The sequence below is a fragment of the Streptomyces sp. NRRL F-6492 genome (assembly GCF_001280125.1).
GTDB lineage: Bacteria > Actinomycetota > Actinomycetes > Streptomycetales > Streptomycetaceae > Streptomyces.
In genome coordinates this window covers 48,094-68,201 of the sequence record NZ_LGEG01000222.1, presented here as the reverse complement: position 1 = coordinate 68,201, position 20,108 = coordinate 48,094, and the positions used below count along the sequence as shown (strand labels likewise).

20 protein-coding genes are annotated in these 20,108 nt (G+C 74.7%); 10 read left to right on the top strand and 10 right to left on the bottom strand.

What is annotated here, in order from left to right; all coding sequences use genetic code 11:
- Positions 1-26 precede the first annotated feature (26 nt).
- Positions 27-716, bottom strand: a complete 690-nt coding sequence (locus tag ADL08_RS20150; protein WP_053644923.1) for a bifunctional DNA primase/polymerase — start codon at positions 714-716, stop codon at positions 27-29.
- Positions 717-974: 258 nt separating this feature from the next.
- Between ADL08_RS20150 and ADL08_RS20145 the strand changes: the two genes are divergently transcribed.
- Entirely contained in the window at positions 975-2,357 is a 1,383-nt protein-coding gene (locus tag ADL08_RS20145) for a hypothetical protein (RefSeq protein ID WP_053644921.1), read from the top strand.
- A gap of 128 nt (positions 2,358-2,485) precedes the next feature.
- A complete protein-coding gene (locus tag ADL08_RS20140; RefSeq protein WP_053644919.1) occupies positions 2,486-3,943 on the top strand; it encodes a hypothetical protein in 1,458 nt (485 codons plus the stop codon).
- A 4-nt stretch (positions 3,944-3,947) separates the two neighbouring features.
- On the opposite strand, the gene ADL08_RS20135 is transcribed toward ADL08_RS20140, so the two are convergent.
- Positions 3,948-5,231, bottom strand: a complete 1,284-nt coding sequence (locus ADL08_RS20135) for an ABC transporter substrate-binding protein (RefSeq protein WP_234352200.1) — start codon at positions 5,229-5,231, stop codon at positions 3,948-3,950.
- 300 nt (positions 5,232-5,531) lie between these two features.
- Between ADL08_RS20135 and ADL08_RS20130 the strand changes: the two genes are divergently transcribed.
- Together ADL08_RS20130 and purU are read left to right on the top strand one after the other, a co-directional pair.
- Entirely contained in the window at positions 5,532-5,975 is a 444-nt protein-coding gene (locus ADL08_RS20130; RefSeq protein ID WP_053644915.1) for an SCO4402 family protein, read from the top strand.
- A gap of 59 nt (positions 5,976-6,034) precedes the next feature.
- Entirely contained in the window at positions 6,035-6,886 is an 852-nt protein-coding gene (purU, locus tag ADL08_RS20125) for a formyltetrahydrofolate deformylase (protein WP_053644913.1), read from the top strand.
- Position 6,887: 1 nt separating this feature from the next.
- Here purU and ADL08_RS20120 read toward each other — a convergent pair whose 3' ends face one another.
- Positions 6,888-8,165, bottom strand: a complete 1,278-nt coding sequence (locus ADL08_RS20120) for a maleylpyruvate isomerase N-terminal domain-containing protein (protein ID WP_053644911.1) — start codon at positions 8,163-8,165, stop codon at positions 6,888-6,890.
- Positions 8,162-8,743 carry an RNA polymerase sigma factor gene (locus ADL08_RS20115; RefSeq protein WP_053644908.1) on the bottom strand — a complete coding sequence of 194 codons (582 nt, stop codon included), beginning with the start codon at positions 8,741-8,743 and terminating at the stop codon, positions 8,162-8,164. Before ADL08_RS20115 ends, ADL08_RS20120 begins: the two co-directional genes overlap by 4 nt.
- Before the next feature lie 160 nt (positions 8,744-8,903).
- Here ADL08_RS20115 and ADL08_RS20110 point away from each other — a divergent pair, with 160 nt between their 5' ends.
- Together ADL08_RS20110 and ADL08_RS20105 are read left to right on the top strand one after the other, a co-directional pair.
- A complete protein-coding gene (locus ADL08_RS20110) occupies positions 8,904-9,272 on the top strand; it encodes an STAS domain-containing protein (RefSeq protein ID WP_053644906.1) in 369 nt (122 codons plus the stop codon).
- A gap of 409 nt (positions 9,273-9,681) precedes the next feature.
- Complete coding sequence (locus tag ADL08_RS20105) at positions 9,682-10,134, top strand: ATP-binding protein (RefSeq protein ID WP_078968434.1); 453 nt, start codon at positions 9,682-9,684, stop codon at positions 10,132-10,134.
- A 268-nt stretch (positions 10,135-10,402) separates the two neighbouring features.
- On the opposite strand, the gene ADL08_RS20100 is transcribed toward ADL08_RS20105, so the two are convergent.
- Positions 10,403-11,428 carry a GlxA family transcriptional regulator gene (locus ADL08_RS20100; protein ID WP_053644902.1) on the bottom strand — a complete coding sequence of 342 codons (1,026 nt, stop codon included), beginning with the start codon at positions 11,426-11,428 and terminating at the stop codon, positions 10,403-10,405.
- Between the two features lie 84 nt (positions 11,429-11,512).
- On the opposite strand from ADL08_RS20100, the gene ADL08_RS20095 reads away from it, so the two are divergent.
- The 3 genes from ADL08_RS20095 to ADL08_RS20085 all read left to right on the top strand — a co-directional run bounded on the left by ADL08_RS20095 (position 11,513) and on the right by ADL08_RS20085 (position 14,723).
- Positions 11,513-12,766 (top strand): MFS transporter, encoded by a 1,254-nt coding sequence (locus ADL08_RS20095; protein WP_053644900.1) that lies wholly within the window; start codon positions 11,513-11,515, stop codon positions 12,764-12,766.
- Between the two features lie 128 nt (positions 12,767-12,894).
- A complete protein-coding gene (locus tag ADL08_RS20090; RefSeq protein ID WP_053645073.1) occupies positions 12,895-14,202 on the top strand; it encodes an MFS transporter in 1,308 nt (435 codons plus the stop codon).
- A gap of 23 nt (positions 14,203-14,225) precedes the next feature.
- The gene (locus tag ADL08_RS20085; protein WP_159043127.1) at positions 14,226-14,723 is read left to right on the top strand and encodes a hypothetical protein; all 498 of its coding nucleotides are present in this window, start codon (positions 14,226-14,228) and stop codon (positions 14,721-14,723) included.
- 32 nt (positions 14,724-14,755) lie between these two features.
- Here ADL08_RS20085 and ADL08_RS20080 read toward each other — a convergent pair whose 3' ends face one another.
- From ADL08_RS20080 to ADL08_RS20070, 3 genes are all read right to left on the bottom strand, one after another.
- Complete coding sequence (locus tag ADL08_RS20080; RefSeq protein WP_053644895.1) at positions 14,756-15,208, bottom strand: hypothetical protein; 453 nt, start codon at positions 15,206-15,208, stop codon at positions 14,756-14,758.
- 62 nt (positions 15,209-15,270) lie between these two features.
- Positions 15,271-16,446: a flavin-containing monooxygenase gene (locus ADL08_RS20075; protein WP_053644893.1), complete on the bottom strand. Its 1,176-nt coding sequence runs from the start codon at positions 16,444-16,446 to the stop codon at positions 15,271-15,273.
- An 89-nt stretch (positions 16,447-16,535) separates the two neighbouring features.
- A complete protein-coding gene (locus ADL08_RS20070; protein ID WP_234352199.1) occupies positions 16,536-18,566 on the bottom strand; it encodes a protein kinase domain-containing protein in 2,031 nt (676 codons plus the stop codon).
- A gap of 193 nt (positions 18,567-18,759) precedes the next feature.
- Here ADL08_RS20070 and ADL08_RS38785 point away from each other — a divergent pair, with 193 nt between their 5' ends.
- Entirely contained in the window at positions 18,760-18,882 is a 123-nt protein-coding gene (locus tag ADL08_RS38785) for a hypothetical protein (RefSeq protein ID WP_267889579.1), read from the top strand.
- A 129-nt stretch (positions 18,883-19,011) separates the two neighbouring features.
- On the opposite strand, the gene ADL08_RS20065 is transcribed toward ADL08_RS38785, so the two are convergent.
- Both ADL08_RS20065 and ADL08_RS20060 read right to left on the bottom strand, forming a co-directional pair.
- A complete protein-coding gene (locus tag ADL08_RS20065; RefSeq protein ID WP_053644889.1) occupies positions 19,012-19,248 on the bottom strand; it encodes a DUF397 domain-containing protein in 237 nt (78 codons plus the stop codon).
- Positions 19,245-20,108 (bottom strand): helix-turn-helix domain-containing protein, encoded by an 864-nt coding sequence (locus ADL08_RS20060; RefSeq protein WP_053644887.1) that lies wholly within the window; start codon positions 20,106-20,108, stop codon positions 19,245-19,247. The genes ADL08_RS20065 and ADL08_RS20060 overlap by 4 nt, the downstream gene beginning before the upstream one ends.

The following is a 20,108-nucleotide window of genomic DNA, read 5'->3' as shown; positions in this document are numbered from 1 at the left end:
GGGCGGGCCCCACGGGGCCCCAGGGGTCAGGAGGCGCGGGCCGTCCTCGCGTCCGCCGCCTCCCGGCCGCACGCGTACGCGAGGGCGCTGACCAGCTCCTCCGCGTCGGGCAGCCAGCGGTTCGCCGGGGTGGGGCGGCGGGCCCACTGCACGGCGCCCCGGCCGCCGATCCGGGTCGGCGGGGCCGCCACGTAGTACCCCTCGCCGCGCGTGACGAGGTCGAGGGAGGAGGGGATCCAGCCCAGCTTGCGGACGAGGTCGGGGACCTTGGCGGCGGCGCCCGGCAGGACGAAGAAGTACATCCGGCGGTCCGGGGAGCAGGTCACCGGACCGAGCGTCAGCTCCATCCGCTCCATGCGGGCGAGCGCGAGGAAGCCGGCCGACTCGGAGACCTCGATCGCGTCGAAGGTGCGGCCGGTCGGCAGCAGGATCGAGGACCTCGGCTGCTTCGACCACATCCGCCGGGCGCCGACCCCGCTGCCGGTCGCCTGGGTCGACCAGTCGGGCCGGGACGCGTGGGCGCCCGGCAGCGCGCAGTCGTCCGCGCCGCAGGAGCAGCGCTCCCGGCCCTCGGCGGCTTCCAGCCAGGTCCCGGGAAACACGTCCCAGTGCCGCTCTTCCGCGTACCGCACGGCGCTGTCCGGCAGCTGCTCGTTCCGCTGCTCGGGGACCCGCCCGGCCTCCGTGACTCCGATGGTCTCTTCCACGGTGAGCACAACTCCCGGCACCACCCGGGGTTACGGGCGGGGCGGAGAAGCGGGGTGACGCAACGATTCCGCACGCGGGGCGCACCGGTGCACGGACGGGGGCGCGCGGAGGGCCGGGGCGCGGGGGCGGGTACGCACAGGTGGGGGCGCCGGCGGGGCACGCGGCCGACGTGTCCGGTTTCGCGTGTTCACATCGGCATTGACCGGATATCCGCCGGGCAGTGATCCCTTCCCAGTGATCACCCGCACGGCCTCAGGGGGTACTTCATGGCAGCCAGGCCACTCGTTCCGCGTCAGGTCAACGAACGGCTCCGGGCGCTCATCCAGGAGTCGGCCTGTTCCCACGCCGGCCTCGCCCGGAGGGTCAACACGGTCGGCGCGGAGCGCGGCCTCGACCTGCGCTACGACAAGACGTCCGTGGCGCGCTGGCTGCGCGGACAGCAGCCGCGCGGCCGGGCGCCCGGGATCATCGCGGAGGCGCTGAGCCGCAAGCTGGGCCGCACGGTCACGATCGACGAGGTCGGCATGGCCCACGGCCGGAACCTCGCCGCCGGGGTGGGCCTCCAGTTCGCGCCGACCGTGCCCGGGGCGATCGAGCAGGTCTGCGAGCTGTGGCGCAGCGACGTGGGGCGCCGGGAGTTCCTGTCGGGCTCCACGGTCGCGGCCTCCGCCCTGGTCGAGCCCAGCCGGGACTGGCTGATCACGGTGCCGGACGCGCACGTGGCCCGGACGGCGGGGGCCCGCGTCGGGGTCGCGGACGTGGCGGCCGTGCGGGAGATGACGGCCGCGCTCGTCGACCTCGACCGGCGGTTCGGCAGCGGGCACGTGCGCCCGGTGGTGGTGCACTACCTGGACAGCGTGGTGGCGGGGATGCTGTCCGGCTCGTACCGGGAGGCGGTGGGCCGGCAGCTCTTCGCGGCGGCCGCCCGGCTGACCGAGCTCGCCGGGTACATGGCGGTGGACACCGGCGAACCGGGCCTGGCCCAGCGGTACTACATCCAGGCGCTGCGGCTCGCGCAGGCGGCCGGGGACCGGGGCTACGGCGGCTACGTGCTCGCCGCCTCGATGAGCCACCTCGCCGCGCAGCTCGGAAACCCCCGGGAGATCGCCCAGTTGGCGCGGGCGGCGCAGGAGGGGGCGCGCGGGAAGGTGCCGCCGAGGGCGGAGGCGATGTTCCTCGCGGCCGAGGCGCGCGGCCACGCCCTGATGGGCGACGTCCGCGCCTTCGAGGAGGCGGCGGGCGGCGCCGTGCGGGCGCTGGACCTCGCGGACCCGGAGGCGGGCGACGAGCCCGCCTGGATCACCCACTTCGACCAGGCGTACCTCGCGGACGAACTGGCCCACTGCTACCGGGACCTGGGCCGCGCGGAGGCGGCGGCGCGGGCGGCGGAGGAGTCGCTCGCCGGACACCCGGAGACGCGCGCGCGGCGCCGGGCGATCGGCCTCGCCCTGCTCGCGGCGGCGCAGGTCCAGCAGCGCGAGGTGGAGCAGGCCTGCCGGACGGGGACGCGGGCGCTCGAACTCCTGGGCGCGCTGCGCTCGTCGCGCGGCATGGAGTACCTGGAGGACCTGAGGGACCGCCTGGAGCCGTTCTCGGGGGAGGCGGCGGTACGGGAGTTCGGGGTGCGGATGGAGCTGTACGCGGCCTAGGGGGTGTCCGGCGGCGGTCCCGGTTCCGTGAACCGGTTCTGTAACCGGCCTCACACGTGTGTGCGGAGCCCCGGGCCCACCCGGTAGCGTGAACCGACGATTCCGTAGGTCCATCAGTAGGAGTCCCGGTGACGCAGAACGGACAGGGTCCGGAGCCGCAGTACCCGGCGGTGCCCCCCGCGCACGACGGTGCCCACGGGGGAGCGCGGTCGTGGGACGGCGGCTGGGCCCCCGCCGGCGGTCAGCCGGGCGGACAGCCGCTGCCGCCCGCGCAGCCGCTGCCGCCGGAGGCGGCACCGGGCGCCGCCGACATGCAGTCCACGCAGTACCTGGCGCCGATACCCCCGCAGCCCGGCTACGGCTACCCGGGCCCGGGGCCCGCCGCCGACCCGCAGGCGACCCGGCACATCGCCCCGGTGCCGGGCGCGATGCCGCCGGCCCAGGCCCAGCAGCCGGGGTACGGCTTCCCGCCGCCGGCCCAGGCGCAGCAGCCCGGCTACGGCTACCCGCCGCCGGTCCAGGCGCAGCAGCCGGGCTACGGCTACCCGCACCCGGGCGCCGCCTCCGACCTGCAGGCCACGCAGCACATCGCGCCGGTGCCGCCGCAGCGGGACGACGGGGGCTCGACCCAGTTCCTGGGCACGGGGCCGCTGCCGCACCAGGGCCAGGGCCAGGGCGGCCAGGGCCGGGCCGGGGCCTCCGACGCCACCCAGTACATCGCCCCCGTGCCCCCGGGCGAGCCCGGTGAGCGGCAGCCGCCCGCCGAGTTCGACAGCCTCTTCCGCACGGAGGCGCCGCAGCAGCCGCAGCAGGGCTACCGGACGCCGCCCCCGGCCCCCGCCCCGTACCAGCAGCCGCAGCAGTACCAGCAGCACCAGCCGCCGCAGCCTCCCCCGCAGGGCTACGGCCACCAGGACGCCTACTACGACGACGAGGAGCCCGCGCCGCGCCGCAAGTCGCCGGTCGCGCTGATCGCCGCCGTCGTCGTCGGCTGCGCGGTCGTCGGCCTCGGCGCCGGGGCGCTGCTCAGCGGCGAGGACGACAAGAAGGAGCCGGGGAAGAGCGGCTCGACCGTGGCGGCCACCTCCTCCGCGCCCCCCGCCGGGCAGCCGGCGGAGAAGCCGGCCGACCCGGCGGAGCCGCAGGCGCAGGAGCTGAGCAAGCTCCTCGCGACCAGCAGCGACAGCCGGGACACGGTGATCAGCTCGGTCGAGTCCATCAAGCAGTGCAAGAACCTGGACAAGGCGGCCTCCGACCTGCGGGGCGCCGCCGAGCAGCGCCGGGGCCTGATCACCAGGCTCCAGTCGCTGTCGGTCGACGAGGTCCCGGACCACGACCGGCTGACCGCCGCGCTCACCGAGGCGTGGAAGGCCTCCGCGTCCGCCGACGACCACTACGCCGCCTGGGCCGACCAGGTGAAGGCGAAGAACGGCTGCAAGGACGGCAGGGCCCGCTCGACGAACCACCTGGCCGCGGCGAACAAGGACAGCGGGGTCGCCACCAGGGCCAAGAAGAGGGCGGCCGGGCTGTGGAACCCGACCGCCGGGAAGTACGGACTGGAGAAGCGCGCCTACACCCAGCTCTGAGGTCTCAGGAGACGCCGAGGAGGGTCTCGCCGACGTCGACGAAGCCCGGCTTCTGCGCCACGAGCCGTCCCTGCCGGACCACCTGGAACGTCACCTGGTGGTTGACGATCCGGGGGAAGCCGGAGGCGCCGAGCAGGTCGGTGTACTTCCAGCGCAGGGGCGGGGTGAGGCCGCCGGTGTCGATCCGCTCGCCCCGGTCGAGGGCGTGGGCGATCTGCGTGGCCGTGATCCGGTCCCGGTCCAGGGACTCCACGACCTCCTTGAGGACCGTGTACGCGATCCAGGTCGTCTGGACGCCCGTGTCGGCCGGGTCGACCCGGTTGTCGACGAACGCGTACTCCTGGATGACCTCGCGCATCGGCGCCCAGCTCCTGTCGCCCGCCTCCGGGTACCAGCCGGTGACGAACGCGCCCTCGAAGGGGCTGCGGGCGCCGCCGGTGCGGTCGATCACCGGCTGGTCGACGCTGCCGAGGACCGAGGAGATGCGGACGCCGCCGCCCTCGCCGTCCCCGCTCCGGCCGCTCCGCCCCCGCTCCTCCGGCAGGCGCCGGAAGGAGTCGAAGAAGGTCTGGGTGCGCTCGCCGAGCACGGCGGTCACGCAGCCGTCCCCGCCCTTCGCCCCGGACCTGGCCCGGTCGGCCTGCCGGGTGTACTCGGCGGCGTCCTCGGCGGCCGGGATGTCGACGGCGCCGCCGTGCTTCGCCCGGTGCAGCCCGGAGTCGAGCAGGGCGGGGAGCTTGTCCCCGCCGACGGTGTCGGGCCGGACGAGGGAGACCTTGTCGCAGACGCCGGCGAGCTGCATCCCGTGCCCGGCGACGAGGGAGGCCTGCCCGCCGTTGACGGGATACGAGAGCGGGCTGGTGAACTCGTCCTCCGTGACGCCGTAGCCGCCGATGTACGGGATCCCGGCCGCCTCCAGGGAGTTCATGAAGACGCGCCCGTGCTGGCTGTACGAGCCGACGACGGCGACGGCCTTCTCGTCGATCGCCCGGCGGGCGCAGTCGGCGGCGCCCTCGGAGGTGTTCCGCTCGTTGCAGGTGAGGACGCGCAGCTCGTGGCCGTCGACGCCGCCCCGGGAGTTGACCCAGCGGGCGAAGGCCTGCGCCATGGCGGGCATGCCGGGCATGTTGGTGGCCCGGGTCCGGTCGGGGGCCCAGGTCATCACGGTGAGGGGCTCCCTGGAGCCCCCCGCGGACCCGGGGAGCACGCCGCACCCGGTGAGCAGCGACGCTCCGGCCGCCGTGGCCGTGACGTACGCGAGGAGTGGGGTCAGTCGCCTACCGGTCATGGACACGCACATTTCCTCCCCGGGGACAACGCCGGAGTGAGCGCGGGTCGACGGTGGGTGACGGGAGGGTGAATTGCGGGGGCCGGACGGGGGCGGGTCCGCCCGCCCGTCAGGGGAACGTACGATCGAAACGTGTCCAGTCCCGCCATCGACCCCGCCACCGGCCCCGGCCCGGGTCCGGCCCCAGGTCCGGCCCCCGATCCGTTCGCCGGCCGGGCCCCCGGCCCCGCCCCCGATCCGTTCACCGGTCCGGTCTCCGCTTCCGGGAACCCTTCCCGTCGCGGCCGTCGCTCCTCCACCATGGGCGGCATGCCGCTCAACGACATGCCGTGGTGGCGCTGGCGCAGCAACGTGCGCTCGGCGCTGCACATGCTCTCCGACCCCGTGTTCCACGAGACGACCTGGCTGGCCGGCCGGGAGGGGTACGGCGACGTCACCGACGCCGTCTACCGCCTGGTCGAGGACACCTGGCTCGACAGCTGGTCCGCCGAGAAGTACGTGGGCTCGATCTTCCGGGACTCCGGCGAGGCCGCCCTCGTCGACGTCGCCGTCCTCAGGGTCCTGCGGATCCTGCACCAGGTCGGACCCGACGCGCCCGTCTCCGCCTACCTGGAGCACCAGGGCTGGCCGGAGGCCGTACGGGCCGCCCGCGAGGCCCACGTGCGGCTCGCGCTCGCCGACGGCGAGGACCCCGACACGCCCCCGCGCTCCCTCGACCTGCTCCGTATCATGACCCGGTCCTGAACCGGTCCGCCTGACGGACGGTGCGTCTCGCGCCCGGCCGGGTGTGGCAGGCTGACGGGATGACCGACCAGTACGTCCTCACCCTCTCGTGCCCCGACAAGCAGGGCATCGTGCACGCCGTGTCGAGCTACCTCTTCATCACGGGGTGCAACATCGAGGACAGCCAGCAGTTCGGGGACCGGGACACCGGGCTCTTCTTCATGCGGGTCCACTTCTCGGCCGAGGCGCCCGTGCACGTGGAGAAGCTGCGGGCCAGCTTCGCGGCGGTCGGCGACGCCTTCGGCATGGAGTGGCAGATCAACCGCGCCGACCAGCGCATGCGGGTCGTGCTCCTGGTCTCCAAGTTCGGTCACTGCCTGAACGACCTGCTGTTCCGCTCCAGCATCGGGGCGCTCCCGGTGGAGATCGTGGCCGTGGTCTCCAACCACACGGACTTCCAGGAGCTCGTCGGCTCCTACGGGCTGCCGTTCCGGCACATCCCCGTCACCCGGGACACCAAGGCCGAGGCGGAGGGCAGGCTCCTCGACCTCGTGCGCGAGGAGGACGTCGAGCTGGTCGTCCTCGCCCGCTACATGCAGGTCCTCTCCGACGACCTCTGCAAGCAGCTCTCCGGCCGGATCATCAACATCCACCACTCCTTCCTCCCGAGCTTCAAGGGCGCCAAGCCGTACCACCAGGCGCACGCCCGGGGCGTGAAGCTGATCGGCGCGACCGCCCACTACGTGACGGCGGACCTCGACGAGGGCCCGATCATCGAGCAGGAGGTCGAGCGGGTCGGCCACGAGGTGACCCCGGACCAGCTCGTCGCGATCGGCCGCGACGTCGAGTGCCAGGCGCTCGCCCGCGCGGTCAAGTGGCACGCGGAGCACCGCATCCTGCTGAACGGCAGCCGCACGGTCGTCTTCGCGTAGGTCACAGCCGGCTGAGGGACGCCGCCGCGCCCAGGACGTCCCGGATCGCCTCGCGGTCCCCGTCCTGGCCCGCCGCGGCCTCCTCCGGGGAGACGCGGCCCGCCACGAGCCGGCAGAACTCGACGCCCTCCATCGCGACCTGCGCCACCGCCCGGTCCGGATCGCCGACCGCGGCCGGGGAGTCGAGGGCGATGTACCAGTGGCCGCCGCCCGCGCCCTCGACCTCCAGGTGCAGGGAGCGGCCCGGCGCGCCCGCCGCGACCAATCCCCGGGCGGGCGAGGCGAGACCGGCGCGGCGGCGGCCGGCCAGGGCCGCCGGGAGCAGCCGCGTCGCCAGGTCGATCATCCCGTGCAGATGGGCCCCGCAGGGCGGCTCGTACGGGTACGCCACCGCGTTCGCGATGTCGTCCGCGTGCAGCCAGCACTCGAAGGCCCGCTCCAGGAGCGAGTCCCGCAGCGGCAGCGCGAAGTCCTTGTAGGTGACCGTGAGGTCGGCCACCCCGCGCCCGGCGAAGGAGACCGTACGGATCAGGGTGTGGCTCTGGTCCCGCCAGGGCTCCCGCAGGGCCCGGCCCGGCGGCCGCTCCAGGGCCGACCAGAACGCCTCGGTCCGCTCGGACGGCGACAGCTCGGGCGTGCCGGCGCCCAGCGGGTCGTCGAGCCCGAGGGCCCCGGCCACCAGGCCGTCCACGGCGAAGAGGTGGCCGATGACCCCGGCGACGGTGGCCTTGCGGCGGACCGGCCGGTCCTTCTCGTACCACTTGAGCCGCACCGGCGCGTGCCACTCGGACTCGCCGATGTCCCGGAGCAGCGCGTCGAGCCGGGCGGTCTCCGCGTCGTACGGCGTGACCCAGTCGGGGACCGGGATGCGGGCGGGGCGGCGGCCCAGACAGTTCTCCAGGACCCGCGAGCGCAGCAGCGGGTCGAGGTCCAGGTCGCGGTCCCGGTGGAGCAGGGCGACGGCGTCGCGCAGCCGCAGCGCCTCGTCGGCGCACGGGCCGCACTCGGTGAGGTGCGCCTCGACGGCCGCGGTCTCCCCGGCGGAGCACGCGGAGAGCGCCCAGGCCCCGAGCAGGGACTTGAGCACGCCGTGGGTGAGGACGGGCACGTCCGGCTCCTCCCCCTCCGGTTCCCGCGCTTCCGGTTCCTCCGGCCTTCCCGTCAGGTCCGGTTCCTCCGGCCTTCCCGCCAGGTCCGCGTGGTCGTCGGCCGGCCGGCGGGGACCCGGTATCCAGGGAGCGCGCGCGACGCCGTCCGCGCCGTCGTCCGCCCCGGTCACAGGGCCCGTCCGTGGCCGGGCGGGGAGGTCCCTCCGAGCGGACGGGTGTGCGCCGTGGAGAGCAGCTGGAGGCCGAGCCGGAGGCGCCGGCGCGCCTCGTCCTCGGTGACGCCGAGGTCGGCGGCGGTCTGGCGGTAGTCCCGCCGCTGGAAGTACGCGAGTTCGAGCGCGGCCCGCAGCGGCGCGGGCATCGACGTCACGATGTAGTCGGCGCGGGCCGCGATCGAGGCCCGGCGCACCTTCTGCTCCAGCTCCTCGGCGGAGCCGAGCCCCGTCTCCGCGTACGCCGTCACCTCCGTCTGCCGCAGCCGGTGCACGGCCTGCCGCTGGGTGAGCCGGGCCACCCACGCGCGCATGTTCCCCTGCCGGGGGTCGTACGCGTCGGGGTTCTCCCAGATGTAGCCGAAGACCTCGCGGGTGATCTGGTCGGCCGCGTCGTCGTCGTCGAGGACCCGGTGGGCCAGGCTGTGCACCAGCGAGGCGAACCGGTCGTAGAGCTCCCCGAGGGCGGCGGCCTCCCCGCGCGCCAGCCGCTGCTGCATCCTGCGGTCCCAGCGCGGTGGTGTGTCCTTCGCCATCCGACCCTCCCCGCCCGCCGATCCTCCGCTTCCCCTCCAACGTAGTGCGCCGTGCCGGGGGCGCACTCCTGTTTGCCACAAGTGCGCCCTTGACGCGGGTCCGGATGGTAAGGAAAGGGTCATCCCCGCGTCTGCCGGTTTCGCCCGGTGCGGGTGGGGAATGCGGCGTTCCGTGGCGACGATCGAGGTCGACGAGGACGAGCGCGGTCCCTGGACGGTGTTCCGCGTCCAGGGGGAACTGGACCTGGTCACCTCCCCCCGGATACGCCGCCGCGTCCACGCGGCGGTCGCGGGCGGCCGCCACGACCTGGTGATGGACCTGTCCGGCGTGCGGTTCTGCGACTCCAGCGGCGTCGGCGTCCTCGTCGCGTCCCGCCGGCTGCTCCGCTCCTGCGGCGGCCGGCTCCGCCTGATCCTCCCGGAGGCGGGGGAGGGGCACGTGGCCCGCGTCCTCGCCGCGCTCGGCGTCCAGCGCCTCTTCGAGGTGTACGAGGACGTGGACGGCGCGCTCGCGGGTCCTTCGCACTGATTTCCCCGCGCCGGGTCCCCGCGCACGTCACGGAACGTCGAGACCGGGTCGTGTCCTCCGGCGGGGCCGTCACGGCCCGGAGTCGGCCCCCGGCTCCGGTACCCTCCGTGGGATGCGAGTGCACGTTGACCCGGATCGTCCCGGTGTCGCCCCTGCGGTGACTCCGCGCCCCGGAATGCGCCCCGCTCGCGCCCCCGGAGGGCGTCCCGCGCGCTCCTGTTCGACTCCCCGCAGCGTGCGTCGCACAGTATGGACTACGCGTACTCCTTCGCGCTGGAATATGCCCGAAGCGCTTGTTGCGGTGACTGTACGTCAACCATGCTGTCTCGCAAGGGAATCACGTTCCGTAAGGGCGTCGATGGCTGTGAGGCGCGAGGCGATGTGTCCGCCGGTTCGGATGGTGTGAACGGTGCAGGTGCTTCAGGTTCAGTTGGAGGTCGGGCCGGACCCGGCGGAGGTGGGGCGGGCCCGGAGGTGGGCGCGGTCACGGCTCGCCGGTTCGGGCATAGGGGCGGACGAGCCGCTGGCGGAGACGCTGGTGCTCATCATCTCCGAGCTCGTGACCAACGCCGTGGTGCACACGGGCTGCCCGGCCGTGCTGCGGATGCTGTTCGCGGCGGAGGGCGGGGTGCGGGTCGAGGTGGCCGACACGAGCGACTGCCCGCCGAAGCCCCGGCGCGCGGAGGGCGACGACACCAACGGGCGGGGCCTGGAGCTGGTGGACGGTCTCGCGGACCGGTGGGGCTGGCAGCCCGAGGGCCTCGGCAAGAGCATCTGGTGCGAGGTGGACCGCGCTCCGGTCGCCCCCGCGCCCGTGGTGGCGCCGGGGGTCCCGGTCTCGCCCGGCCGGGTGCCCTGTTGACGGTTCGTTCCGTTCTGCCCACCCTGGGGTGAGCGATGCGCGGCGAGGGGAGCCGAGGGCCGGGTGCCCGGGGCCCGTTCGGGCCCGGGGTGCCGGACGGCCCTCGGCGTGCGCGGGTCGCGGCCGGGTGGCGGCGGGTCCGTGCCGTGCTCGGGGCGCGCGCGAGCGCGCCGCCACCCGGACGCCGGGCTTTCAGGGGGCGCGGACGTTCGGCACCGGCCCTTCGTGACGCGGACGTTCGCCCTCCGGCCCTTCGGGGCGCGGGCGTTCAGCCCCGAGGTGCGGGCGTCCGGCCCCCGGGCGCGGCCTCCGCGCCCGTGACGCGGAACGTGCGCCGGTAGGAGGTGGGGGTCACCCCGATCGCGCTCATCAGGTGCGTCCGCAGTGACTGGGCCGTGCCGAAGCCGGCGTCCCGCGCGATCCGGTCGACCGGCAGGCCGGTGGACTCCAGCAGGTGCCGGGCGCGTTCGACGCGCTGTCGGGTGAGCCACTGGCCGGGGCTGACGCCGACCTCGTCGCGGAACCGGCGGGTGAACGTCCGTACGCTCATCGCCTCCTTCTCCGCCAGGTCCCGCAGCTGGATCGGCTCGTGGAGGTGGGCGAGCGCCCAGGCGCGGGCCGCGGTCGTGGTGTGCGTCCCGGCCCGCGGCAGGGGCCGGGCGACGTACTGGGCCTGGCCGCCGTCCCGGTGCGGCGGCACGACCGTCCGGCGGGCCACCTCGTTGGCGACGCCCGTCCCGTGGTCGCGGCGCACCAGGTGCAGGCACAGGTCGATCCCGGCGGCCACGCCCGCCGAGGTCAGGACGTCGCCGTCGTCGACGAAGAGGACGTCCGCGTCGACCCGCACCTTCGGGAAGAGGCGCTGGAAGTGCTCGGCGGAGGCCCAGTGGGTGGTGGCCGGACGCCCGTCGAGGAGGCCCGCGGCGGCGAGCACGAAGCCGCCGGTGCAGATGGAGACCAGCCGGGTGCCGGGACGGATGTGCGCCAGGGCGGCGGCCAGTTCGGCGGAGAGCCTGCCCTCCTCGTAGACCGGGCCGAGCTCGTACGAGGCGGGCACCACGACCGTGTCGGCGGTGGCGAGGGCCTCCGGGCCGTGCTCGACCTGGACGGCGAAGTCGGCGTCGGTGCGGACGGGCCCGGCGGCCGTCGCGCAGGTGACGACCTCGTACAGGCGCCGCCCCGCGGAGTCCCGGGCGAGGCCGAAGATGCGGTGCGGGATGCCCAGTTCGAAGGGGAGGAGACCGGGCAGGGCGAGGACGACGACGCGGTGCGGCGACGGCGGCGACGGTGACACGGGCGGTGCTCCCTCCGAAGGGCGGTGCCGGGAAAGCGGCGGAGAAAATCGGTGGTGGTCCAGACCAGCTTCCGGTAGCTGTTCTTGACCGTGACGGACAACACGTACAAGACCGAAGCCCTCGAACGGATTCCCGTCCCGGACGGGCCGCCCCCGCTCTGGAACCGTAACTTCCGGCTCTTCTTCGTCGCCCGGGGGGCCGCCGTCTTCGGCGAGGGCATGGTCCCCGTCGCCTACGCCGCCGGACTCCTCGGCGCGGGGCACCCCGGCTCCGCCGTCGGCTACGCGCTGGGGAGCTGGACCGCCGCCTTCGCGCTCTTCGTGCTCTTCGGCGGCGTCCTCGCCGACCGGTTCACCGCCCGGCGCATGATGATCCTCGCGGACCTGCTGCGGCTGCCCGGCGCCGCCGTCCTCGCCGTCACCTTCGCGCTCGGCGGTCCACCCCTGTGGGTGGTGTACGCGCTCTCCGTCACCGGGGGCATCGGCGCCGCCCTCTTCCAGCCGGGCGTCGCCTCCACGATCCCGCGCATCGCCCCCGACGTGCAGCGCGCCAACGCCGTCCTGCGGGTCGTCGAGGCCCTGACGACCATGGCGGGACCGGCCGCCGCGGGCCTCCTCGTCGCCGTCTGGAACGCGGGCGCCGCCTTCGCCGTCAACGGCGCCACCTTCGCGGTCAGCGCCCTCTGCCTCGCCCTGACGCGGCTCGCCCCGCTCCCCTCCGACACGCTGCGGCGCGACTCCCTGCGCGCCGAACTCGTGGGCGGCTGGCGCGAGTTCCGCTCCCGCAGCTGGCTCTGGGGGGTCATCTCCATCTGGACGGTGTACGGCCTGACCGTCGCCGGGCCCATGGTGCCGCTCACCGCGAGCCTGGTCACCGGGGACCACGGCCCGGCCGCGTACGGCGTGCTCATGGCGGTCAACGGGGCCGGGAGCGCGGCCGGCGGGCTGCTCGCCCTCCGGCTGCGCCCCGGCCGCCCCCTCGCGTGGGGCGCGGTCGCCCTCCTCGGCCTCCCCGTGAACCTCGCCCTGCTCGGTCTGGGCGCGCCCGTGGAGCTGCTCGGCGCGGGCCAGTTCATCGGCGGGGCGGCCTTCGCGTACTGGCTGGTGATGTGGTCCACCGCCGTCCAGACGCACGTCCCGCAGGAGGCGCTGAACCGGATGCACGCGTACGACGTGGCCGGCTCGCTCCTCATGATGGGCGTCGGCCGCACCCTGTCGGGCCCGGTCGCGGCGGCGGTCGGCACGGAGCGGGTCCTCCTCGCGGGGGCGGGCGTCGCCGTCCTCGTGGTGGCCGCCCTCCTCGCCGTACGCCCGGTCAGGACGCTGCCGAGGGCGTGAGGCGCGCGGGGCGGGCCTTCGCGGCCGGTCCACGGTGCGGCCCGGATCCCGCACCGTGGCCCGATCCGTTGGAAAGCTGTCGTCCGGGCCAATGGCGGGAGGGCGGGGCGGCCGGGATGCTCGACGGCATGGCTCAGACAACCGAGACCCCCGTCCGCACGCCCGGGGACAGACCGGTCCGCACCCCCCGCGTCCACCGCGCCTGGTTCGTCGCGGCGGTCACCTTCGTCACGATCATCGGATCGGCGGCCTTCGCCTCCCTGCCCGGCCTCCTGATCGAGCCGCTGCACAGCGAACTGCACTGGTCGCGCGGCACGATCGGCTTCGCGGTCTCGGTGAACCTCGCCCTCTACGGCCTGACCGCCCCCTTCGCCGCCGCGCTCATGGACCGCTTCGGCATCCGCCGGGTCGTCGCCGTCGCGCTCGGCGTCATCGCGCTCGGCTCGCTCCTCACCGTGTGGATGACCGCCGCCTGGCAGCTCGTCCTCTACTGGGGGATCCTCGTCGGCCTCGGCAGCGGCTCCATGGCCCTCGCCTTCGCCGCGACCGTCACCAACCGCTGGTTCGTCGCCCGCCGGGGCCTGGTGACCGGCCTGCTCACCGCCGCCGGGGCCTCGGGCCAGCTGATCTTCCTGCCGCTGCTGTCCTGGCTGGTCGAGCGGCACGGCTGGCGGCCCGCCTCCGTGACCGTGGCCCTCGCCGCGCTCGCCGTCGTCCCGTTCGTCTGGCTGCTGCTCCGCGACCACCCGGCGGACGTCCGGCTCGCCCCGTACGGCGGGGAGTACGTGGAGAAGCCCGCGCCCGTCACGGGCGCCGCCCGCCGGGCCGTCACCGTCCTGTTCGAGGCGGCCCGCACCGGCCCCTTCTGGCTCCTCGCCGGGTCCTTCGCGATCTGCGGCGCCTCCACCAACGGCCTGGTCCGCACCCACTTCGTGCCCGCCGCCCACGACCACGGCATGCCGATCACGGCGGCGGCCGGACTCCTCGCCGTCATCGGCGTCTTCGACGTCGTCGGCACGGTCGCCTCCGGGTGGTTCACCGACCGCTTCTCCGCCCGCCGCCTGCTCGCGGTCTACTACGCGCTGCGCGGGATCTCGCTCTGCTTCCTGCCGATCCTGCTGGCGCCGTCCGTGCACCCGCCGATGCTGTTCTTCATCGTCTTCTACGGCCTGGACTGGGTGGCCACCGTCCCGCCCACGATGGCCCTGTGCCGCGAGCACTTCGGCGCGGACTCCGCGATCGTCTTCGGCTGGGTCCTCGCCTCCCACCAGGTCGGCGCGGCCGTCGTCGCCTTCGCGGGCGGCCTGGCCCGCGACGTCTTCGGCACCTACGACGTCGTCTGGTACGCCTCGGGCGCGCTGTGCGCGGCGGCGGCCCTGATGGCCCTGGTCATCGGGCGGCCCCGGACGGAGGCGGCGCTTCCGGCGGGAGCATGATGTCCCCCGGGGGGTGATCGCGGATGAGCGGTCCCGACACGGGGCGTACGCACGCCCGGATGCTGAGGGTCTCGACGCTGGCGCTGCTGCTGGAGGGCGGGGTGGCCATGGCGGTGGGGACGGTGACCGGCCGGGACGGGGAGCCGGAGCCCTGGGAGTACGGCGGGGGAGGACTGTTCCTCGCGACGCTCCCGTGCGTGACGGTGTTCTGGTTCCTGGCGGCCGTCGTGGTGTCGGCGGCCCTCGTCCTGCCGGTGGTCCTGCTCGGCGAGGACCTCGGACGCCGGCTCGGCGGCCGGCCCCTGTGGTGGCACCTGGCGCTCGCGGCCCTCGCCGGAGCCCTCGCCGCCCCGTACGCGGGCGTACGGGGCTGGCTCGTGGCCTGGGCGGCCCTGTCCGTGGCGGCGCTCCTCACCCGCCCGGCGCGCCAGGGCTGGTTCGTCGCGCTCCTGGTGTGGGGCGCGCTCGCCGTCGTGGCCGTCTTCATGACGGGCGGGATCTTCCTGTACGCGACGGAGTGACGTCCGTACGGGCCGCGCCGCAGGCGGAGTGCTCAGGCGCAGACGCGCTTGGGGGCGTCCGCGCCCGGCCGGGCACGGAACCTCACCTCGTGTCCGGCGTCGTCGGTGAAGACGGCCTCCGTCGCGGACTTCAAGGTCATCGTGCCGCGCTGGACGGGGTTGCCCCAGCCCTCGGGCGGGTTTCCCGAGCCGTCGGAGAGCGGGGTCTCCGCCTCGAAGTACGTCGAGCCGATGCGGGCCTCGTCGATTCCGCAATGCGTGTACAGCTCGAAGGGGATCGCGCGCCCGGCGCCCGCCCGGCCGGTGTTCGCGCGCCCGGAGTTCGCGCTGTCGGAGTTCGCGCGGTCGGAGTTCACGCGGTCGGAGTTCACGCGGTCGGCGTTCGCCCGGTCGGCGTGCGCGCCCCCGTCGGCCCGGGCGCAGCCCGTGAGCGCTCCGGCGACCACCGCGAGGGTGAGGAGGATCTGTCCGGCTCGTCGCGTCATGGCCCTTCGACGCGCGGGCCGGGCCGGCGGTTCCACCCCTCACGGCCCGGGGCGCCGCGCCCTCACCCGGCCGTCCGCCGGGCGGCCCGGCGCGCGATCGCCCGCGCGATCTTCTCCGCGTCGATCGCCAGCTCCCGGAACATGCCGCTGATCGGGTTCGTGAAACCCGTGAAGTACAGGCCCGGCGCCTCGCGGGGGCAGCGGGCCCCGTGGACCACCGGGCGGCCCCGCTCGTCGAGGACGCCCAGGCCGCCCACGAGCGGCTCCAGGGCGCGCCGGTAACCGGTCGCGGCGATCACCGCGTCCGGGGTGATCCGGGTGCCGTCCGCGAGGAGCACCTCGCCGCCCTCGAAGCCCTCGACGGCCGCGACGATCTCGACCTTCCCGGCCCGCACGGCCTCGACCAGGCCCACGTCCTGCACCGGGATCGCCCCCTGCCGCTGGCGGGTGGCGAGACCGGTGTCCGGCCGGGGCAGCCCGTGCGCGGTGAGGTCGGGGGCGGCGAGGCGGGCCATCACCGCGCCCAGCCGGTCGACCACGGGCACCGGCAGCCGCCGCACCAGGATGCCGGTGCGCTGGGCCGGCCACCCGGCCGTCGTGCGCCGCACGATGTGCGGGACCGTCCGCACCGCGAGCCGCACCCGCTCCGCACCGCCCCCGGCGAGGTCGGCCGCGATCTCGGCGCCGGTGTTCCCGGCGCCCACGACGAGGACGTCCTTCCCCGCGTACGGCTCCGGGGCGCGGTACGCGCGCGCGTGGCTCAACTCGCCCTCGTACGCGTCCAGGCCCGGCCAGTCGGGCAGGCTCGGGGTGTGGTTGAAGCCGGTGGCCACGACGACCGCGCCGCCGACGAGCCGGCGCCCGCCGGTCGCGTGCAGGACCCACTCCTCGCCGGACCGCTCGACGGCGAAGACCTCGACGCCCGTCACGACCTCCAGCTCGTGCTTCTCCGCGTACTCCTCCAGGTAGCGGACCACGTCGGCGCGGGCGACCCAGCGGCCGAACGAGCGGGGCATCCGCATGCCCGGGAGCCCGGAGAGCCGCCGGGTGGTGTGCAGCCGCAGCCGGTCGTAGTGGGCGCGCCAGGAGGCGCCGACGGCGTCGGACTTCTCCAGGACGACCGCCCGGACGCCCCGCCCGCGCAGGGCGGCGGCGACCGCGAGCCCGCCGGGGCCGCCGCCTATGACGTAGACGGGGTGGGCGGGGTGGACGGGCGGTTCATGGGGGGTGGTGACCATGAACGCTGAGCGTAATGACGTGTACACGTAGTGGGTCTCGACCGGGCGGGGTTTCGGTTGCGAATCGGTATACACGCGCCCGCGTGCGCCTACAGCGCCCCGATGTTCCGCCAGACCTGACTGCTCTGGGCCCCGCCGCAGGTGTAGGTCATCGCCATCGACCCGGCCGTCAGGCACAACCCGTCGCCCGCGTTCTCGATGGTCCGCCCGGAGGACGTCGAGGAGAGGACCTTCCAGGACTGGGCGGAGGAGCCGTCGCAGGGGTTGGTGGTGAGCCCCATGCCCCCCGTGGGCTGGAGGCAGCGCTTGCTCGTCCGGTTGACCAGCTGGAACGTGCCGTTCGCCCCGGCCCGGTAGGTCCAGGAGTACCAGTAGGGGGTGCCGTTGGGGTTCTTGGAGCCGCAGGCGGCGGCCGTGATGACGTTGCCGAATCCCGAGTCGTACTCCGCCAGGCAGTTGCCGCTGCTCCCGTTCTCCAGGGCGTACGTCCCCGAGGGCGCCGAACCGCCGGTCGACGGGGGAGGGGCGGGCTTCTGCGTCGTCGGCCGCGGGGCCGGGGGGCGGGTCGTCTTCGTGCCGCCGGAGGGGGAGGTGGGAGCCGCCCCGCCACCACCGGCCCCGCCACCGCCGGACCCGGAACCACCGGACCCGGAACCGCCGCCCGAGCCGGACCCGCCACCGGCCCCGGACCCGGCCCCCGACCCGCCGGGCAGCACGCCCCCGCCGTTACCGGGCGGCGGAACGGCGGACCCCGGCGGCGGAGGCTGCTGCTGCGAGGACGGAGCCCCGGCCGACGGCTTGGACGCGGGCTTCGAGGACGCGGGCCCCGGGGACGTGGACGACGACGGGGACCCCGGCCCGGCCGCCGGAGGAACGGCCGCCGGCTGCGAGGCCACGGCGGACGGGGAGGCGGAGTCCTGCGGGGCCGCGCCGAGGCGCCCGACCTCGTACGGCCCGAGGGCGACGGTCAGGGTGGTGCCGGTCGCCACGACGACGGGCACGGCGAGCATGACGAACCGGTTCCGCCGCTTCTCCGGCTTCCCGGCCCCCTTGGCGGCGGTCACGGCGAGCACGTCCGGCGAGGCCGTCGCGGGCTCCTTCGCGGCCTGCGGGGTGAGCGGGGCCGTCGGAACGTCCCGGGCGGGCTCGGCCGCCTCCAGCTCCGCGAGCTGCGCGGCCGTGGGCGCCCCGGCGGCGAAGGCCGCCCGCTCCCCGATCCGCGCGGCGACGGCGTCCGGCCAGACGGCCCCCGCCGCCCGCTCCTCGGTGAGCCCGACGAGCTCGGCGGCGGTCGGCCGGTCCGCCGGATCCTTCGAGAGACACTTCTGTACGAGCTCCGCGAGCGCGGGATCGGCCTCGGCGAGGCCCCCGAAGCCGGGCTCGCCATGGACCACTCGATAGAGCAGGTCGGGGCCGGAACCGTCACCGAACGGAGGCCGCCCGTTCGCCGCGTACAGCAGGAGGCCGCCGAGCGCGAAGACGTCGGCCGCGCCGGTCAGGACCTTCTCCGCGACGGCCTGTTCGGGCGCCATGTAGGCGGGGGTGCCGATGACCATGCCGGTCCTGGTCAGCCGGCTCTGGTCGGCGGCGCGGGCGACGCCGAAGTCGATGAGGGAGAGCCCGTCCCCGGTCAGCATCACGTTGGACGGCTTCAGGTCCCGGTGCACCACGTCGGCGCCGTGCACGACCCGGAGCCCGGCCGCCGCGTCCCGCAGGAGCCGCCACAGGGCCCCGCCGGCCAGCGGACCGCCGTTGAGCCGGATCGCCTCGTCGAGGGTGATGCCGGGGATGAACTCGGTCGCGAACCACGGCGGCTTCGACGTGCGGTCGCTCGCGAGCAGCCGGGTGTTGGCCCCGGCGGGCAGCCGGGCCAGGTTGTCCAGCTCGTGCCCGAAGTGGCTCAGGAAGTCCGCGTCCTCCGCGAGGATCGGCAGCACCCGCTTCACGGCGGCGAACTTCCCCGGCACGGCACCGAGATAGACCCGCCCCATGCCACCGGACCCGAGCACCCCGAGCAGCCTGAACGCCCCGATGCTCCGGGGATCCTCCGCGTCCAGCGGCATGGCCCCGCTGCCGCTCAGGTCTTCCGCACTGGAATTGTTGTTCGGTTCCCCCTGCATGGGCGACACCCTAGCCGAGCGGTCCGCCACCGGAGTGGCCGCCAACTGCTCACCGCTGCAACGCAGTTGAAGGAACGATGTAAGAACGGTGAAACCCCTGGTGAGGACCGTGTCAGACCGGCGCGGGCGCTCCGGACAGGGAGTGCGCGAGGGCGGAGAGGACCAGCGCCCCGAAGACGCTGTGGAGCACGTCATGGGCGGCGTGACGGGCGGCCCCTGCCCCGAGATCGGCCAGGACCGTTCCCGCGAGGTCACCGTCCCGCTCGGCGCGGGCGCGGCCGGTTCGGGGAAAGGTGCCGGCGACCGCCCGTCATGAGACGGACCCCGCTCCGAGCAGGAGCTAGGTGGACGCGGTCGCCGGTCGGTTCCCCGAACGTGTCAGCACCCGGGGACGGCAGGAGCATGACCGGGGCCCGAGGCCCGGGGCGCGTGGATTACGGCCGGGTCAGACGGCGGCGGCGAAGGCCGCCCAGGCGGTGGGGGCCACGGCGAGCTGGGGGCCGTGCGGGACCTTGGAGTCGCGGACGTGGACGGTGGTGGGGTGAGCGGCGACCTCGACGCAGTTGCCGCCTTCACCGCTGCTGTAGCTGGACTTGCGCCAGTCGTAGGCGATCTCGACGCAGTTGCCGCCCTCGGGACCGCTGTAGCTGCTCTTGAACCAGGCCAGATCTGCGGTGCTCATAGCTCTCCCAGCATTTTTTCGAGGTACTCCAGGGACTCCCGGGGGGTGAGCGCCTGTGCGCGCATGATCCCATACCGCTCTGCGTACGTGCGGACCTCTTCGGGGTCGGTGATGAGGCGGGCGTGCTGGTAGCTCTCGATGTACGCCACCTCCCGCCGACCCTTCAGCGTCAGCAGTGTGAACTCGCCGCCCAGGGCCGGATGTTCCTCGCGGTCGGTCGGCATGATCTGGATGTGGACGTTCCGGAGCTTGGCCACCTCGATGAGGCGCTTGAGCTGCTCCCGGAAGGCGTTTCGGCCCCCCAAGGGGCGGCGGAGTACGTCCTCTTCGATGACGAAGCTCATCGTCGGAGCGGGCTGCTTCTCGAAGATGACCTGGCGGGCGAGCCGGTCGGTCAGCAGCTTTTCGATGGTCGCCTCGTCGTAGAGCGGGCGGCGGTGCCGGAAGACGGCGTCCGCGTACCCGGGCACCTGAAGGATGCCCGGCATGACCTGAGGCGCGTAGTAGTGCAGCGTCACCGCTTCGGCTTCCGCTCTGGCATAGCTGCGGAACCAGTCCGGGTGCCGCACCCTGGCCCTCGCCAGCGCCTCCCGCACGTCGTCCGCCGCCGCCGCGAGTGCTCCGCCCGCCTTCACCAGCGGATCCACCCGCACCAGGAAGTCCGGCTGCGGAGTCCGTACGCCTCGCTCCACCGACGAGATCAGGTCCTCGCTGCAATGCACGAGATCCGCCAGCTCCGCCTGGCTGAGGCTCGCGTTGCGGCGCAGGACCTTCAGGATTTTCCCCAATGCCCGGAAAAGGTGCGCCGTACCGTCCACCTCGGAGGGCCGTTCCGGCCGCTCCTCCTCGTTCCCCGACAT